Genomic DNA, 20,566 nt, shown 5'->3' with positions numbered 1-20,566 from the left:
AACGATAGCCGTAGATGAGCTGTGTTCATTGGCATGTTTCAAATTGCAAAGTTCAAGTTTATAGAATTATGGAACAGGATGTTGCAACGCCTCATGGTCAAGGATCGTCGTATGGCCCGCATTCAAGCTTTGGCGCAACCGAGCTATGAGGAATTGGCGTCGACGTTAAGTGCGATGCCGGACTTGATGTTTGAACTAGACGAAGAGGGGCGACACTGGGACGCCAGAATACTCCGCCCTGAGTTGTTAGTCGCGCCTGCAGAACAATTGATTGGCCATACGGTGACTGAAGTGATGCCAGAGCAAGCCGCTAAAATAGTGATGCGGGCATTACAGGAAGCAAAAGTTAACGGCTATTCACACGGCAGCCATATTCACTTGTCTACGCCTGTTGGCGAGCGTTGGTTTGAAGTCTCTATCGCCCGTAAGATTGTGACTGCAAGCGACAATCATGCAGAAACGCGCTTTATCGTGTTATCTCGGGATATCAATGACCGTAAGTTGGAGTATCTTGAAGCCGAGAAGCTGGCGTATCATGATCAATTAACCGAATTACCGAATCGCCATGTTCTCCAACATGGGTTGATGGAGCAACTCCATGCCGGGCAGCTGTTTGGTAGTTACAGCGCAATCTTGTTTTTGGACCTTGACGATTTTAAAAAAGTAAATGACTTGCATGGTCACCATGTGGGGGATCAGTTACTCAAGGCGGTTGCTCAGCGTTTGAGTGCTAGCGTACGTGAGGATGATGTGGTGATCCGTTGGGGAGGTGATGAGTTTGTGATTTTAATTACTCATTTATCTCCACAACAGCCTCAAGCCGAATCTCATGTGGTTGGGATCTGCCAGCAAATAATCAACAAGGTAGATAAACCATATCTCTTTGAAGGCAATAAACTAAGTTGTCGGATTAGTATCGGTGTCAGTCTGTTTAATAACCTCGACATCGAGACTGGGATCCAACAGGCAGATTCCGCTATGTATCAAGCCAAGCAATCTGACAGTGTGCGCTATGCTTTCCACAACAAACCGATTAAGGATGTTGGAACCTAGATAAATTCATCTGACAATAACGACAACCATGATACACTTCGCGACTTTTCAGCAGTTTGAGGTAGAGAATGAAAGTCGGGTTTGATTACGGAAGTTCTAATTGTGCGATGGGTGTCATGCAAAATGGTGAAGTGGACTTACTGCGTCTCGAGCAAGATAAATATTACCTGCCTTCGACTATGTATGCGATGCACAATGCGTTAATTCCTGCATTTGTTAATCGTCATCTCAATGAGCCAGATCCAGTCTACACGCAGTCTCGCCAAGGTCTGCTAACGGTAGCACAGCAAGCTAAGCGCGATCTTGATTTAGAAGCACATGAAGCGGGCGTTTTTTTTGGTCAAGCGGCAATTTCTGAGTATATCGAATTTCCCGAAGAAGGTTTTTTTGTTAAATCACCCAAATCCTTCTTTGGGGCGGTTGGACTTAAACCTCAACAAATCGCCTTCTTTGAAGATATTGCTGCGGCGATGATGGTGGAGATTAAGCGTCGTGCCGAGTCGCAGCTGCAACAGTCCATTACCGACACTGTGATTGGTCGACCTGTTAATTTTCAGTCCGTCGGTGGAGAGGAAAGCAATCAACAAGCGGTTAATATTCTTACCACCGCTGCAAAAAGAGCTGGGTTTAAGGAAGTGGATTTTCTCTTCGAACCGCTCGCAGCGGGAATTGAGTACGAAAGCCGTCTTCAGCAAGATAAACTTGTGCTGGTGGTTGATATCGGCGGTGGTACTAGCGATTGTTCGTTTGTCCGAATGGGGCCAAGCTATCGCAATAACACACAACGCCAGCAAGACTTTTTAGCGCATACAGGCAAACGTATCGGCGGTAACGACTTAGATATTGCGCTAGCTTATCACCAATTAATGCCGTTGTGTGGTCTCGGATCTAACATGAGCTCAGGTTTGCCGATGCCTAGTCAACTCTATTGGCAGGCATGTAAAATCAATGATATTCAGTCTCAACTAGACTTCTACAGCGATAAATTAGCGCGAGAATTGCAAAGTATGTTGCGAGATGTCGCTGAGCCGCAAAAGCTGGCGCGTTTACTTCATATTCAACAGAACAAACTTACCCATCAGGTGGTTCGTGAAGGTGAACTCGGCAAGATTGCACTCTCTGAGCAAGCAAAGTTTAATGCCGATCTTGGTTTTATTGAACCACAGCTAGCCTCTGAATTTACGCAGCAAGATTTTGCCGAGTCGGTCATGTCGAACTTAGAACAGATGGGGGGGCTTGCGCAAGAAGCCATTCATCAAGCGGGATCAAAACCCGATGTAATTTATCTGACTGGCGGTAGCGCGCAATCACCGTTACTCAAGGCAACGCTTGCACAGCAAATTGGTGATATTGAAATGGTGAACGGGGATAACTTTGGTAGTGTTACTGCAGGCTTGACTAAGTGGGCGGATAAAATATTTAAATAATCGAAGTCAAAATCAAAGAAGCGGTCACAAACCGCTTCCATACTCATCTATTTTATCAATCTAAGCGACTAGCAAGGTACTGCTCATAATCAGGTAAATGCCTTGCGATTGGCTGGTTCATTTTATCGCACGCCATCAGTAAATCTGCCGTCGCTTCATTACAGGCAACGGGAATATTCCAAACAGCAGCCAGTCTCAACAGTGCTTTTACATCCGGATCGTGAGGCTGTGACGCGAGCGGATCCCAAAAGAAAATCAAGACATGAACATCTTGCTCCGCGATTTTGGCACCAATTTGCTGGTCGCCACCCATTGGCCCACTAAATAGTTTGGTGACTTCTAAACCAGTATGCTTTTCTATCAGATTACCCGTTGTGCCCGTGGCGTAAAGCTTGTGCTGCTTAAGGCTATCTAAGTGAGTCTGACACCACTCAAGTAGGGCTGGTTTCATGCCATCGTGTGCAACTAAAGCAATATGCTTTTTTGCTGGTAGTGGCTGTGAACGTTTTTGCATGTGTGCTGCTCCCTGTTTAGAGTAATAAATTGACTGCCAATGCGATAAAAATTAAGCCTGAAATTCGATCAATCCACACTGGCGCTGCTGGATGCTGCCTAAAATAGCCCGCGATTTTATCACCACCGTAGATGTACATGCAGTCGATGGGAAAAGCTAAAATAGGATAAAGTAAGCCAAACATAGCCAGTTGCATCGTTGTCGAGGTCGCCAAGCTACTATCGACAAACTGAGGAATAAATGCAATAAAAAACAGGGCGACTTTGGGATTTAAGACTTCCGTCATCATTGCTTGGAACATCACGTTTTTAGGCTTTTTGGTGCTCACGTGCGGTTTTTCCTCGCAAGCTATCTGCGCCTTTCCAAGCGTTTCTTTGATAGTCATTACACCTAGATAAGCTAAGTAAGCTGCGCCGAGGTATTGCACTGTGGTATAGGCAGTCTCTGAAGCTTTTAGGAGTGCCGACAAGCCAACAACGGCAAAGAGTGTATGGATCACCCCACCTAGCGCAAAACCTAATGCGCTTTGCATGCCAGCAGCACGGCCATTAGTAAAGGTCTGTGCCATTAAAAATGCATTAGATGGACCTGGTGCCACGGCAATCACCGTGCTAGCAATTAAAAATGAGAATAAGTATTCAAGGTTTAACATTTTTCTTTTCGTTATTGGTTTTTATATCGTTTTTGTGAATAGCCAACATGCATGAAATTGGTATTATTGTGGTTATTTTATACTTTGAAATTCTAACATTATTATGCAGAGCAACAATATTAGTGGTCTTTTCACTGTGATTAAATCACCTTATTTGTATTGTGTCTGTTTTCTCTGAGTTGAGCAATTTTTAAAGTTGCTATTGTGTATGGTAGTGAGCCCTGATTTTTGCTATAAAAAAGCCAGCTTACGCTGGCTTTGTTCGATAAAACCGCTATGTCTAGCATAGCGATTTATATTCTCTTACTCTTCGTCTTCAACAAGCGTCATCAGTGAAGTGTTACCACCAGAAGCTGTGGTATCGATACTGATGGTTTTCTCAGTCACTAGACGATTGATAAGCGTATCGTAGTACTCTGCACTGATCACCGGCAGGATAGCACCTTTACGCTCTGCAAGTTGCTGTGAGAAGTAACCAAGGCGTGAAGAGCGCGCAGCCACAACAGCACCTGCAAGGTGAGGGTGTGCCAAAATCGCTTGTAGCTGGTTTTGCTTCGCTACTTGGAATACGCCTTCAGCAACGCCAGTTGAGATAAACTTATCTCTAAATGCCAATGCTTCTTCATAGAATAAGTCAGAGGCTACCGTGATCACTGTGTTACCGGCAGCAAGTGCTGTAATAATTGAAATCGCCCAGAAGTTGAACGACGTACTCTTATCGGCATATACCACTACACAACCACGCGCTTCTAAGTGCAGCGTGTTCGATTCACCAGTTGGTCCTGGTAGCGTTGTGTAAGTACGCATACGCTTTTCTAAGCGGTTTAGCTGAGCACGCGCATCAGAAAGCGTTAATGACAAATCATCCGCCAGCTCATCAATGATGTCTACTGTTGCCACTTTAGCAAGTAGCTGACGCACTGCCGAAACACGGTCATTAAGCGCAGTACGACGCCAGATCTTCTCATCACGCTTAGAGTTTTGCATCAGTTTTTCAACTTGCTCAACGGCACCTGGGAAGTGGTGGATCTCTAGCTCATCAGGCGTCAGATCTGTCATTTGTACGTTGTCTGGTGACGCTTTTTCTTTCACAAGGCGAACTAAGTAGTTTGGACCACCTGCTTTTGGACCTGTACCAGAAAGACCACGCCCACCAAATGGTTGCACACCAACGATTGCACCAATCATGTTACGGTTCACGTATACGTTACCCGCGCGAGACATCTTAGCTAGGTATTCGCAGCGCTCTTCAATACGTGAATGAACGCCCATTGTTAGACCGTAGCCTGTACCATTGATTTGATCGATCACATTATCAAGTTGATCTGCTTTGAAGCGTACAACGTGGACTACCGGACCGAATACTTCACGCTTAAGCACGGATAGATCAGAAATCTCATATAGACGAGGCGCGAAGAAGTAAGCGCCGTTCTCGCTGTTATCAGGGATCTTAGCTTCGAATAGGAGCTTACCGTTCGACTTCATGTAATCAACATGCTTAGTCAAAGTGGTCAGCGCTTTTTCGTCGATTACTGGGCCTACGTCTGTAGATAGTAGCGATGGGTCGCCGATATGTAGCTCTTTAAGCGCACCTTGGATCATTTCAATGATACCGTCAGCAACATCTTCTTGTAAGAACAACACACGAAGTGCTGAACAGCGTTGACCGGCACTTTGGAAACCTGATGAAATAACATCGTCAACCACTTGCTCTGGTAATGCTGTTGAGTCAACGATCATACAGTTTTGACCACCGGTTTCTGCGATCAGAGGAACCTGAATATCGTTACGCTCAGCAAGAATTTGCGAGATAAGCGTACCTGTCTCTGTTGAACCTGTGAACATAACCGCTTGGATACGCTCGTCAGGCACGATGTGTTTACCCACTTCGCTACCGCGTGCGATAACCGGTTGTACTACGTGCTCTGGTAAACCAACGGTATGCATTAATTCAATACAACGCAGTGCAATCATACTGGTTTGTTCAGCTGGCTTTGCAATAACGGTATTACCCGTCACGATAGCAGCAGCTACCTGACCTAAGAAGATCGCAAGCGGGAAGTTCCACGGGCTGATACATAAAATCACGCCACGAGCTTCAAAGCGCTCATCTTTAGAAAGCTCTTCTGCACGCGCTGCATAGTAGCGACAGAAATCAACGGCTTCACGTACTTCATCGATGCTGTCTTGGGTTACTTTACCTGCTTCTTTAATACAGATAGCAACAAGTTCGTCATGGTGACGCTCAAGGATGTCAGCAGTACGGCGTAGTAAGTTTGCACGTTCTTCAACAGAGGTTTGAGACCAACTTTCAAAAGCTGCATCAGCATTGGCAAGCACGCTTTGCATGTGTGCTTCATCGTGTAAAGGCACAGATCCAATCACTTGTTTGTGGTTCGCAGGGTTACGAACAGCAAGGTGACCTTCTGGTACTTGGCTTTCATCGATTAGGTGTTCGTTAAACCAGTTGTCTAGGTTTTCTTTAAACGGTGTTAAATCGTTGATGTCAGTTAGGTCTTTACCTTTTGAGTTTGGACGCTCATCGCCATAAAGCTCGATAGGTAGTTTAATCTGCGTATTGTAACGGTTACGTAGGCCTTGCAGTGTTTCTACAGGGTCAGGAAGTAGTGACTCAACAGGCTTAGTGGTATCAACAATCGCGTTTACGAATGATGAGTTTGCACCATTTTCAAGTAGACGGCGTACCAGATAAGCAAGTAGGTCTTCGTGCTGACCAACTGGCGCATACACACGACACTGAATACCCTCGTTTTCAACGATTTGGTCGTAAAGTGATTCACCCATTCCGTGTAAACGTTGGAATTCGAACCCTTTGTTGTCGCCTTTGGCAACTTCTAGGATAGTTGCTGCGGTGTAAGCATTATGCGTTGCAAACTGTGGGAAAAGTGCATCACGTGCTTCTAGTAGCTTAATAGCACACGCTTTATAAGAAACGTCAGTCGTTGCTTTACGGGTGAACACAGGGAAGTGCTCAAGACCATCTTGTTGAGTGGTTTTGATTTCTGTATCCCAGTAAGCACCTTTAACTAGACGCACCATCAGTTTACGGCCTACGCGACGAGCAAGTTCAGCCACCCATTCCACAACGAAAATGGCACGCTTTTGATATGCTTGTACTGCAAGACCAAAACCATTCCAGTCGCCAAGCGCGTCGTCTGAGAATACAGCCTCGATGACATCTAGTGAGATATCCAAACGATCCGCTTCTTCCGCATCAACCGTGAAACCGATATCGTATTCTTTCGCAGCAATTGCAAGTTCTTTTAGCTTAGGTACAAGCTCGTCCATCACGCGGTCGCGATGTGTGAATTCATAGCGTGGGTGAATAGCTGAAAGCTTTACAGATATACCAGGGCTCTTTATTGGGCCACGGCCTTTCGCTGCTTTACCAATTGCGTGAATGGCGTTCATATAGCTTTGGAAGTAGCGCTCTGCATCTTTCATCGTACGTGCGCCTTCACCTAGCATGTCGTACGAATATACATAACCTTTTTGTTCTTTATCAGCGGCACGATCGATAGCATCTTGAATGGTTTCACCCATTACAAACTGCTTACCCATGATCTTCATTGCATAGTTAACAGATTTACGGATAACTGGCTCACCAAGGCGACCAATTGTGCGTTTTAGCACGCCAAATTGTTCTTCTTTATTCTTGTCTGAATAATTAACCATTTTACCAGTAACGAGTAGACCCCAGCTTGAAGCGTTAACAAATAACGAGTCGCTGCTGCCTAAGTGTGAACTCCAGTCGCCTTGTGCGAGCTTGTCACGGATTAGGCTTTCTTGCGTTGCTTTGTCTGGTACACGAAGTAAAGCTTCGGCCAAACACATCAGTACCACGCCTTCTTCGGTAGAAAGAGAGAATTCATTTAAAAGCGCGTCGACACCGTTTTGACCATCTTGATCTCTACGAATGTTCAATACCATTTGACGTGCACGTTCCCATGCTCGGCTTCGAGCTGTAACGCCTACCTCAGCTAAAGGTAAAATATGATCAATTACTGCGTTCTCATCGATGCGGTAAAAATCACGGATCTTTTGTCGGATAGGACAGTTAGTTGTCAAATCGCCGTTATAAAGCATAAGCAACCCTCAAAAATTGGAGTCAAAAATACATGTAATTCGCGCCTGCCTATGGAATCACACACCTTAATGTGTAGATTACAAAACTACATCTGAACTGATGCCAAACTATGCAACCAAAGGTTGAAAGTGTAGTTTAATTTGTATAGGAAGCCTCAATTACGACAAAATGATGCAGTCACATTGCTAACCATAACACACCCATTTGGGGGTTCAAATTTTAGCCAGAATGCATAATCTAAATGTTCGAACAAAGTTGCGTTAAAGGCTGAAACAAGCCGCTTTGTTCTTTATCGTTAATTTCGCGGGCATTCTATCGAAAAGACAGCAGAATATGCTGTTTTATTTTCAATGAATACGGTAAATTTGCGGGTAATCTCAAACCCTCACAAAATTTTATGCTGATATGACGACTTCCATTAAAACTCGGGTATTAGATCGCATCGACTTAGCAATCTTAGACGCGCTTCAGCGCAATGCTCGGATCTCTAATGTAAACTTGGCGAAAGAGGTAAACTTGAGTCCGAGTCCTTGCCTCGATCGAGTAAAAAAACTCGAGTCCGAGGGGTATATCGAAGGATATACGGCAAGATTAAATGCCGCGAAACTTGGCCAGCATTTGGTTGCGCATGTGGAGATCACCTTGAAAAGCTCGACCGAAGTGGTATTTGAGGTGTTTAAACAGCACATTGTAAAAATCCCCAACGTCGTTTCTTGTGATATGGTAGCTGGTGGCTTTGATTATTTAGTTAAGATCCGAGTCCAAGATATGCGTCAATATCGAGAGGTATTAGGTCAAATCGTTGAAATACCTGGAGTTGGCACAAATCATACCTATATGGTGATAGAACACGTCAAAGAAGACATGGGTGTAGAAGTGCTGAACTATCAGTAACTGTTGACCCAGTTTAAGGAATAATAGATGCAAAAAGTGGTACTTATCACCGGTGCGAGCCGTGGGATTGGTGCGGCAACGGCTCAACTGCTGGGACAACAAGGATTTACTGTTGTTATAAATTACAAGCAGAACGTGCAAGCCGCAGAAACGGTTGCTGATACCATCCTAAGTAATAATGGTAAAGCGCATTTGTTACAAGCAGATGTCACAGACGAAAAATCTGTAGAGGCAATGTTTGACAAGATAAAGACCGATATTGGCATGGTAACGCATTTGGTCAACAACGCTGGCGTGCTGAACGTGCAGACTCGAGTTGAACACATGACCGCAGCGCGCATCAACAATATGCTTACTAATAATGTTACGCCGTATTTTATTTGTGCTCGCGAAGCAATTAAACATATGCGTTTGAGTGCCAATCCAGCACAGTGCGCAATGGTGAATGTATCGTCGGCAGCTTCTTATTTAGGTGGGGCTAATGAGTATGTTGACTATGCGGCTGCAAAAGGTGCAATAGACAGCTTCACTAAAGGTTTATCTCTGGAATTAGCCGCTGAACAGATCCGCGTGAACTGCGTGAGACCGGGCTGTATTTATACCGATATTCACGGCGACGGTGGCGAACCAAACCGAGTTGATCGTCTAGCCGATTTTTTACCGCTGAAGCGAGGTGGAACCGCGATTGAGGTTGCCAATGCCATCGCTTGGCTTTTAAGTGACGAAGCAAGCTTTGTTACAGGAACTTTTATTGATTTAGCTGGAGGGAAATAGCAATTTATGAAAAATAAAATTGTTTATGTCTCAGGAACATTTGATTTATTTCACAGTAATCATTTAAAAATGATTAGTTATGGCCGAGGTTTAGGAGACACGTTGATCATTGGTGTAAGTACCGATGAACTTGTTTGTTCTTATAAAAAGCCACCGGCAGTGCCATTTGAAGAGCGTTTGGCGATTATCGAAGGGTTAAGAGACCCAGATCTTGCTATTCCACAACGTACTTTAGATCATCGTGAAACGGTGAAAAATCTAAATATTGATGTGTTCGTGATTGGCGATGATTGGAAGGGAAAATATGATTATCTGAAAGAGCTTGGGGTTCAGGTATTTTACTTTCCTTATGGTGCTGGCGTTAGCTCTAGTAACTTAAAGCAAAAAATCTACGATCAGTATAAAAAGCTGATTGAGCAAAGCGACAATCATCCAATCCCAGAGCCACAGAAATGAAAGTGTTAATAACGGGCGGACAGGGTGGTCTTGCCGCTTATTTAAGCGATGAACTGAAGCGCTTAGGACATGAAGTGGAAGCGCCATCGCGCGCGCAGCTTGATGTTTCTAAACCAGCTGAAGTTGAGCGTTTTTTTGACGACAAATCTTATGACTGTGTAATCAATGCGGCAGGAACGCTTTACTCAAGTTTAGTGGCAGACTCTGACCCAAGTCTTTGGATCCGTGACATCGAAGTAAACCTAATCGGCACTTATTTAATTTCTCGTGCTGCAATTAAAGCAAACAAAGCGGTGCATTTGATCAATGTGGCGTCGACGGCGGCATTTAACAGTTACAAAGATTGGACGTCTTATTGTGCGGCGAAAGCGGGCGTGGTGACTCTATCTAAAGGTCTTCACAAGGACGGCTACAAAATAGCGGTACTGTGCCCCGGGGCAATAGATACTAAACTGCGCGATGGTCTTACTATCAATAATCCCAATGTGATGAGCATACCACAAGGCGCCGCGCCAATCTTAGAGGCTGTAACTACACCACAGCACATCGGTAAGCTGTTTTTTTATCGCCTGAACGAAAGTCGTAGCGAGTCGCTTGATTAGACTGTTTTGCTAATATTCATTGGCATAATGCACTAGAGCTACGTTCTCAATACGATTGCGCAAGATCGGTGCAAGCAGTTTGTAATAGTATGTGGTGGCATGGAAGTCACCGCGCTCATCACTGACAAAATGAGGGATTTGCCCAGCAACTTTAAAGCCCAAGCTCTGATATAAGGTTTCTGCGTCCGAATCCGATTGTGTGTCAAGGACGAGTAACGATATCTGCTGCCGTGTAGATTCTTGCTCTATGGCTTGCATCAGCTTTGTTGCTACGCCTTTTCGTCGGCTATTCGGATGAACTAATAGCTTTTCAACTTCAGCCCGGTGCTGAGCATTATCTTTTGTTGCCGGCGAGAGTTGCACACAACCTGCCATTACGCCATTAAGTTCAGCGATAATAAGCGTCTTTTGCGACTTGATCACAGCATCGAATACCTGCCACCAGTAGTTTTGTATTGCTCTGCTAGAGGAAGAGGGCAAAAAGCCGATAGAGGCGCCAAGATTAATACAGGCTTGCGTCAGCGCACTGAGCTGTTTTACCCAAAGCTGACAATCTAAGCGATTGTATTTCAAGCTAGGCGCCTGAATAATGCGAAGCTGCATAGCGGTATTAGACAAATTGTTCATGCAGTTCCTTATTTATCCGAGCCAGACTTTGCTCAAGCCTTGCCTTTTCATGCATTAATTTCTGCCATCGAGTTTGCTGTTTCTCTTGGGAGCGTCGCAGTGCTTCGTAAAGTGCTCGCTGCGGCACATGATAGGCTTTTGCGGCTTGTGATGGGGTGAGCATATCGTTCATTACTGCGTGTACTGCAGTTTCTAGTTTGCCAAGTGTCATTGCGCTTCCTCCTTACCATCTACAGGGGTTGTTGCTGTATCGTGCACAGGCCAGATACTCACATCCAAATGCCAAAGTAAGTACATCGTTTGATATAAAGTGTACATAATTACGCTCCTTTCATCCGTCGTGTCGTTTAATAAGGAAAAACTGTGCCAGAAATTAAAGCTATTTAATATCAAGAGGATGCGGTTTTTGTTGGTCTGTAAATACGTTCATATTGCACTGCTTTAGTGAGGTGAGTGCAGCATTTGCACCGAATTGAACAGAATTAGCGCGAGAGTGCTTAAAAGTTAATTTGGATCAAATTAAAGTGAATAAAGTAAATAAAATGTTTATTTTTAATATTTGGATAGTAGGCTTTGTGCGACTTTATTGAAGGAGCATTTTTTCATGTCTGAATTATCCAGAACGCAAGATATTATAGACCCTGAGGGGTTACAGTTCCAAATTCAAATCGACGACATTGCGGTTAACGCATGCGACGGTGAAACCGTGTTGTCTGTTTTGCTTGCGGCGAACTACAAGCAAATTATGGAAAGCGATCGAGAAGCCGTATCTGGTGCTTATTGTGGTATGGGCGTTTGTCATTGTTGTCAGGTAACGATAAACAAGCAACATAAACAAAAGGCTTGCCAAACCTTAGTACAACCCAACATGCAGGTTGAAACTAAACAAAATCGTTTCAAGCAGGTTGGAGTATAGTGTGATGTCTAATTGTCAAAAAGAAAAAATCGTTATTGTTGGTGCAGGGCCTGCTGGCGTTAGCTGTGCAGCTGAGCTGGCTAAATATGGCATTACTAGCACCTTAGTGGATGAAGCACCAAAAATTGGTGGGGTGATCTATCGCGGGCCACTTCGACAAGCAAGTAAGCTTCCTCATTTAGATGAAAATCTTAAACGTGCGATGGCTGCACTAAAGGTACGCTACGAACATCATAAACAAGATATAACACTACAACTACAAACCAAAGTGCTTGGGCCCGAGGGCGAAAGCGGTTTGCTGTTGCAAACACAAAATCAGTTAACACAAATAGATTACACCAAGTTGGTTCTGGCAACTGGCTGTCATGAGCGCAGTGTGCCATTTGAAGGATGGCAGTTACCTGGTGTGATGTTAATGGGCGGGATGCAACTTCAGCTTAAAAGTGGGTTAGTTCGACCAGGGAAAAAAGTGGCTTTAGTCGGAACTGGACCATTATTGCCACTGGTTGCTTGCCAGTTACATAAATCCGGTGCACAAGTAGTTGGCGTATATGAAGCGAGTCGCTTTAGTGAACTGGCGAAAGAGACCGTGGCGCTGCTCAATAAACCTAAGCTTACGCTTTCGGGATTGAGTATGTTGGCGTATCTCAAAAAGCATAATATTCCGTTCAAGTATGGTTATGGCATTGTGAAAGCAGAAGGCCAAGAAAAACTCTCCAGTGTTACCGTAGCGCCTTACGATGAGCACTGGCATGCGGACTTGTCAAAAGCACAGCATTTAGCCGTGGATAGTCTAGGGGTCGGCTATGGTTTTGTTGCCCGCACCCAGCTTGCCATGCTACTTGGGGTTTCTCATCAGTACACCACCACGAATGGTTATGTGCCTTTATTAGATGACAATTTACGCAGTAGCTTAAATTCAATTTTTGTCTGTGGTGATACCAATGGTTTGCTAGGCGCAGAAGCGGCTATCATTGAAGGGAAAATGGCCGCAACCATGCTTGCCTATGAGCAAGCCTGTTTAAGCGAAACGACCTTCCACACGCGAATGCGCAAGCTCAAAACTAAGCGTAAGCAAGCACAGAAGTTTAGAGCAGGATTTGACCGCTTCTCGGCGCGCCGAGAGGGGCTGCTTGCGTTAACCCAGGCAGATACCGTGGTGTGTCGCTGCGAACAAGTAAAGCGCCAGCAACTCGATTTAGCATTGCAACAAGGTGCAAAAGATTTATCTAGCGTAAAAATGAGAACCCGTATTGGCATGGGAGACTGCCAAGGAAAAATGTGTTCTAGCTATGCGTTAGATCGACTGCATGCGGTAGGGCACTTAGATACGCTGGGCGTGATAAGGCCAAGATTCCCACTTGACCCAATTCCGTTTACTTTACTGGAGAAAAACCATGAAGCAGTATGATGTCATTATCGCAGGTGGCGGTGTAATTGGTGCGGCTTGTGCCTATTTTTTAAGCCGCGATACCAACCTAAAAATCGCGTTAGTAGATTTAAAAAAGCCGGGTAACGCGTCTCGTGCATCTGCGGGTGGATTATGGGCAATTGGTGAGTCGGTCGGACTTGGCTGTGGTGTGATCTTCTTCAAAACCTTGTCGAAGCTCCAAAGTGAAGGAGATACCGAAGCTGCACAAACATTACGGCCGCATCAATTACCAGAATGCTTTTTTGAACTTGCGCTCAAGTCAAACGAGTTATATCCAGCACTGCATGAAGAAATGCTGGCCAGACACGATGTCGACTTTAAGTTTGAACGTACCGGTCTTAAATTCATTATGTACAATCGCGATGATGAAATATATGCAGATAGCATAGTGTCAGGGATCCCTAATTTGTCTTCGCAGATCAGGTGGTTAGACCAACAGCAATTACGTGCAGAGGAGCCTTATATCACCCCAGATGCAATTGGTGCGATAGATTTTATTTGCGACCATCAGGTAAACCCATACCGGTTAGTTGATGCGTATACCGAAGGAGCACGCCAAAATGGTGTTGAGTTATTTTTGAATACCGAAGTGCTAGAGGTACTGCGTGAAGGCAATAAGGTGATAGGTGTGAAGACGCAAGATCAAAGCCTGCATTGTGAGACCTTAATTAATGCCGCTGGTGCCTGGGCGGATGACATTTACCATCAGGCGACAGGTAAACACATGCCAGTTTACCCGGTTAAGGGTCAAATAGTGCTGTCTGAGCGTATGCCGAAAGTATTAAATGGTTGTATCAGTACCAGTGATTGCTACATTGCACAAAAGGACAATGGCGAGATTTTAATTGGCTCTTCAACGGAGGAAAAAGGCTTCGATACCACCAATAGTCTAGATAAAATCACCGAGTTGTCACAAGGTGCTATGAAGTGTTTGCCGGTGCTAAAAGAGTCAAGTATTAAACGTTGCTGGGCAGGACTTAGACCTGGTACACCGGATGAGCTGCCAATTTTGGGCCCCGTTGATGGAGTGGAGGGTTACATTAATGCGTGTGGACACTTTAGGACGGGGATTTTAATGTCGGCCATTACTGGCACGCTTATTACTGAACTCATTACAGGCAAACCTACCTCTGTTGATTTAGCTCCATTTCTCGTTGAAAGGTTCGAATAAGCGTTTGATTCTGCTGCCTTAATGGGATATATCTAGTTGCTGTGAATATTCCATTAAGGCAAGATAGACGGTGCAATTACGCAAGCCTAAAAAACTAAACCGAGGTGATACCCTTGCGATTGTATCACCTAGCTGGGGTGGCCCAGGTACATTTCCTCACATCTTTGAGCAAGGGTTAGTAAACCTGCGTTCGCTTGGTTTTAATATTGTTGAAATGATGTGCTAAGCTCAAACTGTCACCTAAGTTAACTCGAACTTGTTAAATTAACATATATATGTATCGTTAGAATATCTAATTGACAGTCTGAGTTGTTTTTTAAGTTAGTCTGAACTTTACAAGGTGATAAATATAAATAGTGAAGTATTCCACTATTTATATTTGTCTCGGTGTTTGCACAAGAATGCTAGTAAAACCCCAGTAATAAATCCTGATATATGTGCAGTATTGCTAATCGAATGTGATAGTAGTGCGCTTAAAGCGGTGCTCATAAATAAAAAGTTAACTATTGATATGTGCAGGTTTCCATTTTTTATATTTTTGTTTTTATATGAGTTAATAGTGATGTAACCAAGTAATGCATATATTCCTGCAGAAATTCCACCATATGCGTCAGCAGAGGTGAGACCAAAAAAATACAAAAAATATGCAGATATAGCTCCAGTGATACAACCTGAAATAAAAACAAATAACCCTGTTCTTCTCACTAATGCTATAAATAATGGACCTGATAACAATGCGAAAGCAAGATTACTAAACCAGTGGGTTAATCCAGAGTGAAAGAATGATGCTGTGATAATTCGCCACCACTCACCTGCCATAATTAACTTATAAATCCCACCATATCGATACGCTGCTTCTTCAAACCCACCTGCTAAGTAGTTTATAAATACTTGAATTAATCCTATGGCTAAGCATATAAAAAACCATTTTGCAGCATGTTTTTTATACCTGTTTGATAGGTTAGAGATAAACACATTTCTATCAGTTAGGCTCTGCAGATTATTTGAAATTGTGATGTAGTCAATTGTTAAGTATAGCGTTACTATTAGTCCTGATAAGGTAAGGTTTAGTAGTTTTTCATTTTTTGTATATGTGAATAAAAGTAATGAGACTAATGTGGCGAATATTGAGTATATGATGATGAACTGAGATTTTTTCTTGTTAAATTTAAATGCGCTTTTCTTAAAGCCATCAATAAGCATAACCGGTTTAAAATCTTGACTGTATGGTAAAGCTATAAAAAGTGGTGAGAGTATATGCCATTTAGAAATAGCTCTGTTTACGCTCGACTCACCTGAAAATATCTTACCATTTCCAACTTTAGCTCTAACTTCCTCTATAGATGCAGTTTTTTCCATCTTACCTCGCTTTATTAAGTGATAAGTTGCAACAAGGCTTAACATGTAGCCTTGTTGCTTATCCTAACTAAAAAAATTAAGAAACGAAATACAAGGCTGCTGCAATTGGTATAGCAAATCCAAGTGTAGCAGGGTTACTTATTTTTAATCATTATTGTCATGCTTATCTCTTGCTAATGAAAGGCAAGGCCACATCTGTTTATTTAGTTCCGTTTCGAGATGAAAGCTTGAGTGAGTATTTGATTTTGTAGTCTTAATTGGATATATCTAGTCGCTAATGAATATTCCATTAAGGCAGGATAAACGGTGCAATTACGCAAGCCTAAAAAACTAAACCGAGGTGATCCCCTTGCGATTGTATCACCTAGCTGGGGTGGCCCAGGTATATTTCCCCACATCTTTGATCAAGGGCTGGCAAACTTGCGTTCGCTTGGTTTTAATATTGTCGAAATGCCGTCGGCTCGAACGGCCGCAGACGTACTCTTTTCACAGCCGCAATTACGTGCAAAAGATATTAATGATGCCTTTGCCGATCCGAATATAGCCGGGATAATTTCTTCTATTGGTGGTTCAGATTCCGCGCGGATCCTACCTTATTTAGATAAATCCGTTATCTTGAATAACCCTAAGTTTATGATGGGCTATTCTGATTTTTCCACGCTGACCACACTGCTGAACCAATGGGGATTAGTCACTTTTAACGGCCCATCAGTCATGGCCGGTTTCTCCCAGTACCACAATGCTAGTGCTGAATATCAAGCCTATTTAGTGCAGGCGCTGCTAGGTGAAGTCCATTATCCAATATTCAAGGCTTATTCTCATGGCTATCCGGAGTGGGCAATTCCAGAAAACGTCGGTAAGCTGCATCCCGCAATTGCGACAAATGGTCCAAAAGTACTGCAAGGTACTGGGCAAGTGGAAGGGCGGCTATTTGGCGGCTGTTTTGAAGTGATGGAGATGCTAAAAGGCACAGAATACTGGCCATCGCCGTCATTTTGGCAAGACAAATTGCTATTTTTAGAAACCTCTGAGGATAAACCTAGTCAAGATTATATTCGCTTTTGGTTACGTAACTATGGGGTGATGGGGGTGTTTGAAAAAATATCCAGCTTGATGATTGGTCGCGCGCGGGATTACAGCGAGCACGAGATGACAGCGCTTGATGAGGTGATTTTATCGGTTGTACGTGATGAGTTTGGCTGTAACAGTTTACCCGTAATAACTCGGCTTGATTTTGGCCATACCGATCCGCAGTGGATTTTGCCGTTAGGAATACAGCACCGCTTGGATCTGGACAACTTCAGTTTAGATGTGAAAGAGCCGGTATTTGATTTGTTGTAAACAAAGACAAAACAAGTGACCTCCATCACTATTAATATCCAAGTCGAGGAAGTGAAGTAACATTTAAGGTAAACACCCTCCCTAATTTCCTCTTTGTAACAGCAGCGACAAGGTTCAAATTGTTGACCCCAATGGCTTGGCGAAGTGTTTAGGCGGAAACCCACCTAAACTTACACTGAATATGTATTGATTGTATGAATGTTATGTGTTTACATACCGTCTTTTTTTAAGGACCATATCATGGGTCAATTGCGCTCATTTTGTTACTTTGTTCTGCTATTCCTATTAACAGCGTGTGGCGGCGGAAGTGATGCTGGCAACAGTGATAGCAGCAAAGGTAACAGCCAAGTACCACAAACAGCGATCTCATTCGCTGAAACTTCAATCCAAATATTGGTAGACGAGATTCCATCAATTAATAAGATATCAGGAAGCTCAGGTACGGGAGCAATAACGTTTTCATCGTCAGACTCATCAATAGTAGAAGTTTTGAACCCTCAAACAGGGCAAATAAAAGGTGTTGGAGCAGGAAGTGCAACCATTACTGTATCCAAAAGTGCTGATGCTCAGTACCAGTCAGCATCTGCAAGTTATTCAGTTGAAGTTAACAAACGTGAGCAAGAGCCACTACTTTTTGATGCAGGTCACGTCGCAAAGTTTGTGAGTGATTCAAACTTTACAAACCCACTCAATGGTGGAAGCGGTGATGGCGCTTTTATTTTTACATCGAGTAATACAGGTGTTGCAACGGTCAATAGTACCAGTGGGGAAATCCAAATCATCGGTGCAGGGCAAGTAGAAATTTCAGTCACTAAGCATGCAGACCTAAAATTTAAACCTGCATCTGCGAGCTTCGCATTATCTATAAAAAAGCGGGAACAAACACCACTCAAATTTAACTATGAGACCGTCAATGTATTTGTTGATGACTCTCCGGCAATCAATATGTTAATTGGTGGAAGTGGTACAGGCTCAATTAGCTATAGCTCGAGTAATCCAGACGTTGCGACTATTGACCTTACATCCGGAGAAGTAACTTTTGTAGGTAAAGGAACAACAACCATAAAAGCCACCAAATCTGCAGATGGAATATATAATTCAGCAGAAGCATCTTATTCACTGACGCTCAATAAAAGAAATCAAGACGACATTGTTTTTGAACAAGACTTTCTATACATCTATCTAGATGAAACTAAAACCAACCGTTATACAGGAGGTAGCGGAGAAGGGAAGGTTACCTATTCGACATCCAATGCTGAAGTTGTGCTCCCCCATACTTTCACGGGCTTACTGACACCCGTGAAAGCAGGCTCAGCTACCATTACCCTGACTAAATCAGGTGATACTTTGTATGAACCTCAAACGGCTCAGTTTACAGTTAATGTAACAAAAAAAGAGCAGGAGCCTCTATCATTCCAATCTAGCTCTTTAGATTTATTAATTGATACACCGATACAGAGCAATCCTTTATCAGGAGGTACAGGTTCAGGTACTATAACTTATCAATCCAGTGATACCTCAGTGGTAGATGTTAATTCAAAAACAGGAAAATTAACATTACTCAGAGACGGTGTTGCAACGATATCCGCAACAAAAGCTTCAGATGCTTTGTACAATGAGTCAACGGCTTCCTACGATGTTGATATCAGTTATATATTAGATGAACTCAGTATTGCCATCAGCTTAACAAATGCTGAGCTAACATGGAGTAAACAAAGTCAGCAACTGGAGGTATACAGAAGTACCGACGCTAACTGTAATATAGCCAATTACACTGGATGTTATAATCCGCAGATGAATGTTATATCCGCACAAGATGCACTGCCGCTTCAAGATGGCTTTATAAATATTCAGCGTTCTAAATACACACTAGAACACCAAAGTGCCTATATTAAAATTGCCCACGAAGACTACATTTCTAATACCGTCCATGTGGCACCTTCCTTACCCCCTTTTAAACTTGGGAATGGCGCTCAAATGGTGTCCTTTAAAGGTAAGTTGTGGTTGATGGGAGGTGAATACTACAAAGGTGACGATACCATTTGGCAAACTGGCATTTGGTCTTCTACAGATGGAATAAACTGGCAGCTCGAGGTTGCAAACGCGCCATTCGGTGGACGTGCACACTTTGAATTAATTGAATTCAATGAGCAGCTCTATTTATTAGGTGGTGCGAGAGGGGTAGGACCAAGACCAAGAACGGTATATGAGTCAGATGTGTGGCGCTCTGATGATGGAGTCAATTGGACATTAATTCAACCTAATCTAGAAATCTATATAGGGAAGGTAGCGTCTGCAATCGTCTTTCAAGATAAGCTATGGCTATATGGAGCTTCTTACAGCAGTGAAAATAGCACTATATATTCGACTGAAGACGGACTCAACTGGACTATGCAAAATAGTTCAGCAGCATACAAGCCTAGATTTAAGCCTACATTATTTGTTCACAATGATCTCTTGTGGATGTACGGTGGCCAGGTAATGGAAAGTAACAAAGCAAGGGCGGTTAACGAAATTTGGTCATCAGAAGATGGAGTTAATTGGCGTTTAAGAAATGCAGCCCCCAATATTCGGAATGAATATGCTATTACCAGTAAAGTCTTCAATCTTAACGGCAAACTTTGGATGATTAACGGATATGCTTATAACGGAGCAAACGACAGCGCCGCCTATTCATCTGATAACGGAATAGACTGGAGGATTGAAGCAAGCCCCATTATATCTAGGTTTAATGACTATTTAACAGGTGCTAAGTTCGCTGATAAACTGTGGATATATAGTGGTTGGCAAGATGAGTATATCTGGCACTCCAAAGACGGCAAAGATTGGAGGACCTATGTCGAGCTACCAAAACTAGAATGGAGCCCAAGGCAAAAATAACCCTAAGGTGACAATAGCAATTTAACGTGGACACCCACTTCACCTTCAACTTACCCACCTCAACTTGCATGTTGGGGTGGTTTTCCTAAGCTTGAAGTTCTTCAAAATCAAGTTTTGAAGGCAATTTATAAAAGACAGGCACTCATGCGCATCTATTTTCTAAAACTGGACTATCGCGCACGATAATGCACAATTTAACGTGGACACCCAGCTCACCTTCATTGAGAGAAAAACTAGAACTCGCAGTCAAAACTAATCCCCTTAACCACACCAGAAGAGCATAACTTCTCGGCGGGTGAACCGCCTCCCACAAAACTATTTAGACTGTGAGGTAGGAGGCTGCGCTGATAGTCTTTGCAA

At 43.4% G+C, this 20,566-nt stretch carries 18 protein-coding genes; 12 read left to right on the top strand and 6 right to left on the bottom strand.

The genetic code is table 11. The features are described 5' to 3' along the window. The first annotated feature begins 111 nt into the window (after window positions 1-111). Together L3V43_RS02100 and yegD are read left to right on the top strand one after the other, a co-directional pair. On the top strand, window positions 112-1,053 hold the full coding sequence (locus L3V43_RS02100; RefSeq protein ID WP_237115801.1) for a sensor domain-containing diguanylate cyclase: 942 nt from the start codon (window positions 112-114) through the stop codon (window positions 1,051-1,053). A gap of 68 nt (window positions 1,054-1,121) precedes the next feature. Next, window positions 1,122-2,480 (top strand): molecular chaperone, encoded by a 1,359-nt coding sequence (yegD, locus tag L3V43_RS02095; RefSeq protein WP_235366564.1) that lies wholly within the window; start codon window positions 1,122-1,124, stop codon window positions 2,478-2,480. Between the two features lie 55 nt (window positions 2,481-2,535). Here yegD and L3V43_RS02090 read toward each other — a convergent pair whose 3' ends face one another. The 3 genes from L3V43_RS02090 to putA all read right to left on the bottom strand — a co-directional run bounded on the left by L3V43_RS02090 (window position 2,536) and on the right by putA (window position 7,753). Continuing rightward, a complete protein-coding gene (locus L3V43_RS02090; RefSeq protein ID WP_102057321.1) occupies window positions 2,536-2,994 on the bottom strand; it encodes a methylglyoxal synthase in 459 nt (152 codons plus the stop codon). A 16-nt stretch (window positions 2,995-3,010) separates the two neighbouring features. Then, window positions 3,011-3,646 carry a LysE family translocator gene (locus L3V43_RS02085; protein WP_237115802.1) on the bottom strand — a complete coding sequence of 212 codons (636 nt, stop codon included), beginning with the start codon at window positions 3,644-3,646 and terminating at the stop codon, window positions 3,011-3,013. Window positions 3,647-3,949: 303 nt separating this feature from the next. After that, window positions 3,950-7,753 carry a bifunctional proline dehydrogenase/L-glutamate gamma-semialdehyde dehydrogenase PutA gene (gene putA / locus L3V43_RS02080; protein WP_095728277.1) on the bottom strand — a complete coding sequence of 1,268 codons (3,804 nt, stop codon included), beginning with the start codon at window positions 7,751-7,753 and terminating at the stop codon, window positions 3,950-3,952. A 406-nt stretch (window positions 7,754-8,159) separates the two neighbouring features. Here putA and L3V43_RS02075 point away from each other — a divergent pair, with 406 nt between their 5' ends. The 4 genes from L3V43_RS02075 to L3V43_RS02060 are packed head-to-tail and all read left to right on the top strand — an operon-like array spanning window position 8,160 to window position 10,480. Beyond that, window positions 8,160-8,648, top strand: coding sequence for a winged helix-turn-helix transcriptional regulator (locus tag L3V43_RS02075; protein ID WP_010606176.1), 489 nt, complete (start codon window positions 8,160-8,162; stop codon window positions 8,646-8,648). Window positions 8,649-8,675: 27 nt separating this feature from the next. Further along, on the top strand, window positions 8,676-9,422 hold the full coding sequence (locus L3V43_RS02070; protein WP_102057318.1) for an SDR family oxidoreductase: 747 nt from the start codon (window positions 8,676-8,678) through the stop codon (window positions 9,420-9,422). A gap of 6 nt (window positions 9,423-9,428) precedes the next feature. Next, window positions 9,429-9,878 carry an adenylyltransferase/cytidyltransferase family protein gene (locus L3V43_RS02065; protein WP_237115803.1) on the top strand — a complete coding sequence of 150 codons (450 nt, stop codon included), beginning with the start codon at window positions 9,429-9,431 and terminating at the stop codon, window positions 9,876-9,878. Next, window positions 9,875-10,480 carry an SDR family oxidoreductase gene (locus tag L3V43_RS02060; protein ID WP_010606178.1) on the top strand — a complete coding sequence of 202 codons (606 nt, stop codon included), beginning with the start codon at window positions 9,875-9,877 and terminating at the stop codon, window positions 10,478-10,480. The genes L3V43_RS02065 and L3V43_RS02060 overlap by 4 nt, the downstream gene beginning before the upstream one ends. A 9-nt stretch (window positions 10,481-10,489) precedes the next feature. Here the strand turns inward: L3V43_RS02060 and L3V43_RS02055 are convergent, their stop codons facing one another. Both L3V43_RS02055 and L3V43_RS02050 read right to left on the bottom strand, forming a co-directional pair. Then, window positions 10,490-11,107 carry a GNAT family N-acetyltransferase gene (locus tag L3V43_RS02055; RefSeq protein WP_237115804.1) on the bottom strand — a complete coding sequence of 206 codons (618 nt, stop codon included), beginning with the start codon at window positions 11,105-11,107 and terminating at the stop codon, window positions 10,490-10,492. Next, on the bottom strand, window positions 11,091-11,318 hold the full coding sequence (locus L3V43_RS02050) for a helix-turn-helix domain-containing protein (RefSeq protein ID WP_102057316.1): 228 nt from the start codon (window positions 11,316-11,318) through the stop codon (window positions 11,091-11,093). The genes L3V43_RS02055 and L3V43_RS02050 overlap by 17 nt, the downstream gene beginning before the upstream one ends. Before the next feature lie 393 nt (window positions 11,319-11,711). Here L3V43_RS02050 and L3V43_RS02045 point away from each other — a divergent pair, with 393 nt between their 5' ends. The 4 genes from L3V43_RS02045 to L3V43_RS02030 all read left to right on the top strand — a co-directional run bounded on the left by L3V43_RS02045 (window position 11,712) and on the right by L3V43_RS02030 (window position 14,852). After that, on the top strand, window positions 11,712-12,023 hold the full coding sequence (locus tag L3V43_RS02045; RefSeq protein ID WP_237115805.1) for a 2Fe-2S iron-sulfur cluster-binding protein: 312 nt from the start codon (window positions 11,712-11,714) through the stop codon (window positions 12,021-12,023). 4 nt (window positions 12,024-12,027) lie between these two features. After that, complete coding sequence (locus L3V43_RS02040; protein ID WP_237115806.1) at window positions 12,028-13,434, top strand: FAD/NAD(P)-binding oxidoreductase; 1,407 nt, start codon at window positions 12,028-12,030, stop codon at window positions 13,432-13,434. After that, the gene (locus L3V43_RS02035; protein WP_237115807.1) at window positions 13,421-14,626 is read left to right on the top strand and encodes an FAD-dependent oxidoreductase; all 1,206 of its coding nucleotides are present in this window, start codon (window positions 13,421-13,423) and stop codon (window positions 14,624-14,626) included. Before L3V43_RS02040 ends, L3V43_RS02035 begins: the two co-directional genes overlap by 14 nt. A 70-nt stretch (window positions 14,627-14,696) precedes the next feature. Next, window positions 14,697-14,852, top strand: coding sequence for a hypothetical protein (locus L3V43_RS02030; RefSeq protein ID WP_237115808.1), 156 nt, complete (start codon window positions 14,697-14,699; stop codon window positions 14,850-14,852). Between the two features lie 143 nt (window positions 14,853-14,995). Here the strand turns inward: L3V43_RS02030 and L3V43_RS02025 are convergent, their stop codons facing one another. Further along, window positions 14,996-15,985, bottom strand: a complete 990-nt coding sequence (locus L3V43_RS02025) for a rhomboid family intramembrane serine protease (RefSeq protein ID WP_237115809.1) — start codon at window positions 15,983-15,985, stop codon at window positions 14,996-14,998. A 306-nt stretch (window positions 15,986-16,291) separates the two neighbouring features. On the opposite strand from L3V43_RS02025, the gene L3V43_RS02020 reads away from it, so the two are divergent. Both L3V43_RS02020 and L3V43_RS02015 read left to right on the top strand, forming a co-directional pair. Further along, complete coding sequence (locus L3V43_RS02020) at window positions 16,292-17,326, top strand: S66 peptidase family protein (RefSeq protein ID WP_237115810.1); 1,035 nt, start codon at window positions 16,292-16,294, stop codon at window positions 17,324-17,326. Between the two features lie 240 nt (window positions 17,327-17,566). Then, window positions 17,567-20,206, top strand: a complete 2,640-nt coding sequence (locus L3V43_RS02015; RefSeq protein ID WP_237115811.1) for an Ig-like domain-containing protein — start codon at window positions 17,567-17,569, stop codon at window positions 20,204-20,206. The last annotated feature ends 360 nt before the right edge of the window (window positions 20,207-20,566 follow it).

Source organism: Pseudoalteromonas sp. L23 (genome assembly GCF_021728455.1).
In the GTDB taxonomy this organism is placed as follows: domain Bacteria; phylum Pseudomonadota; class Gammaproteobacteria; order Enterobacterales; family Alteromonadaceae; genus Pseudoalteromonas.
This window is presented reverse-complemented; position numbering and strand designations above follow the sequence as displayed.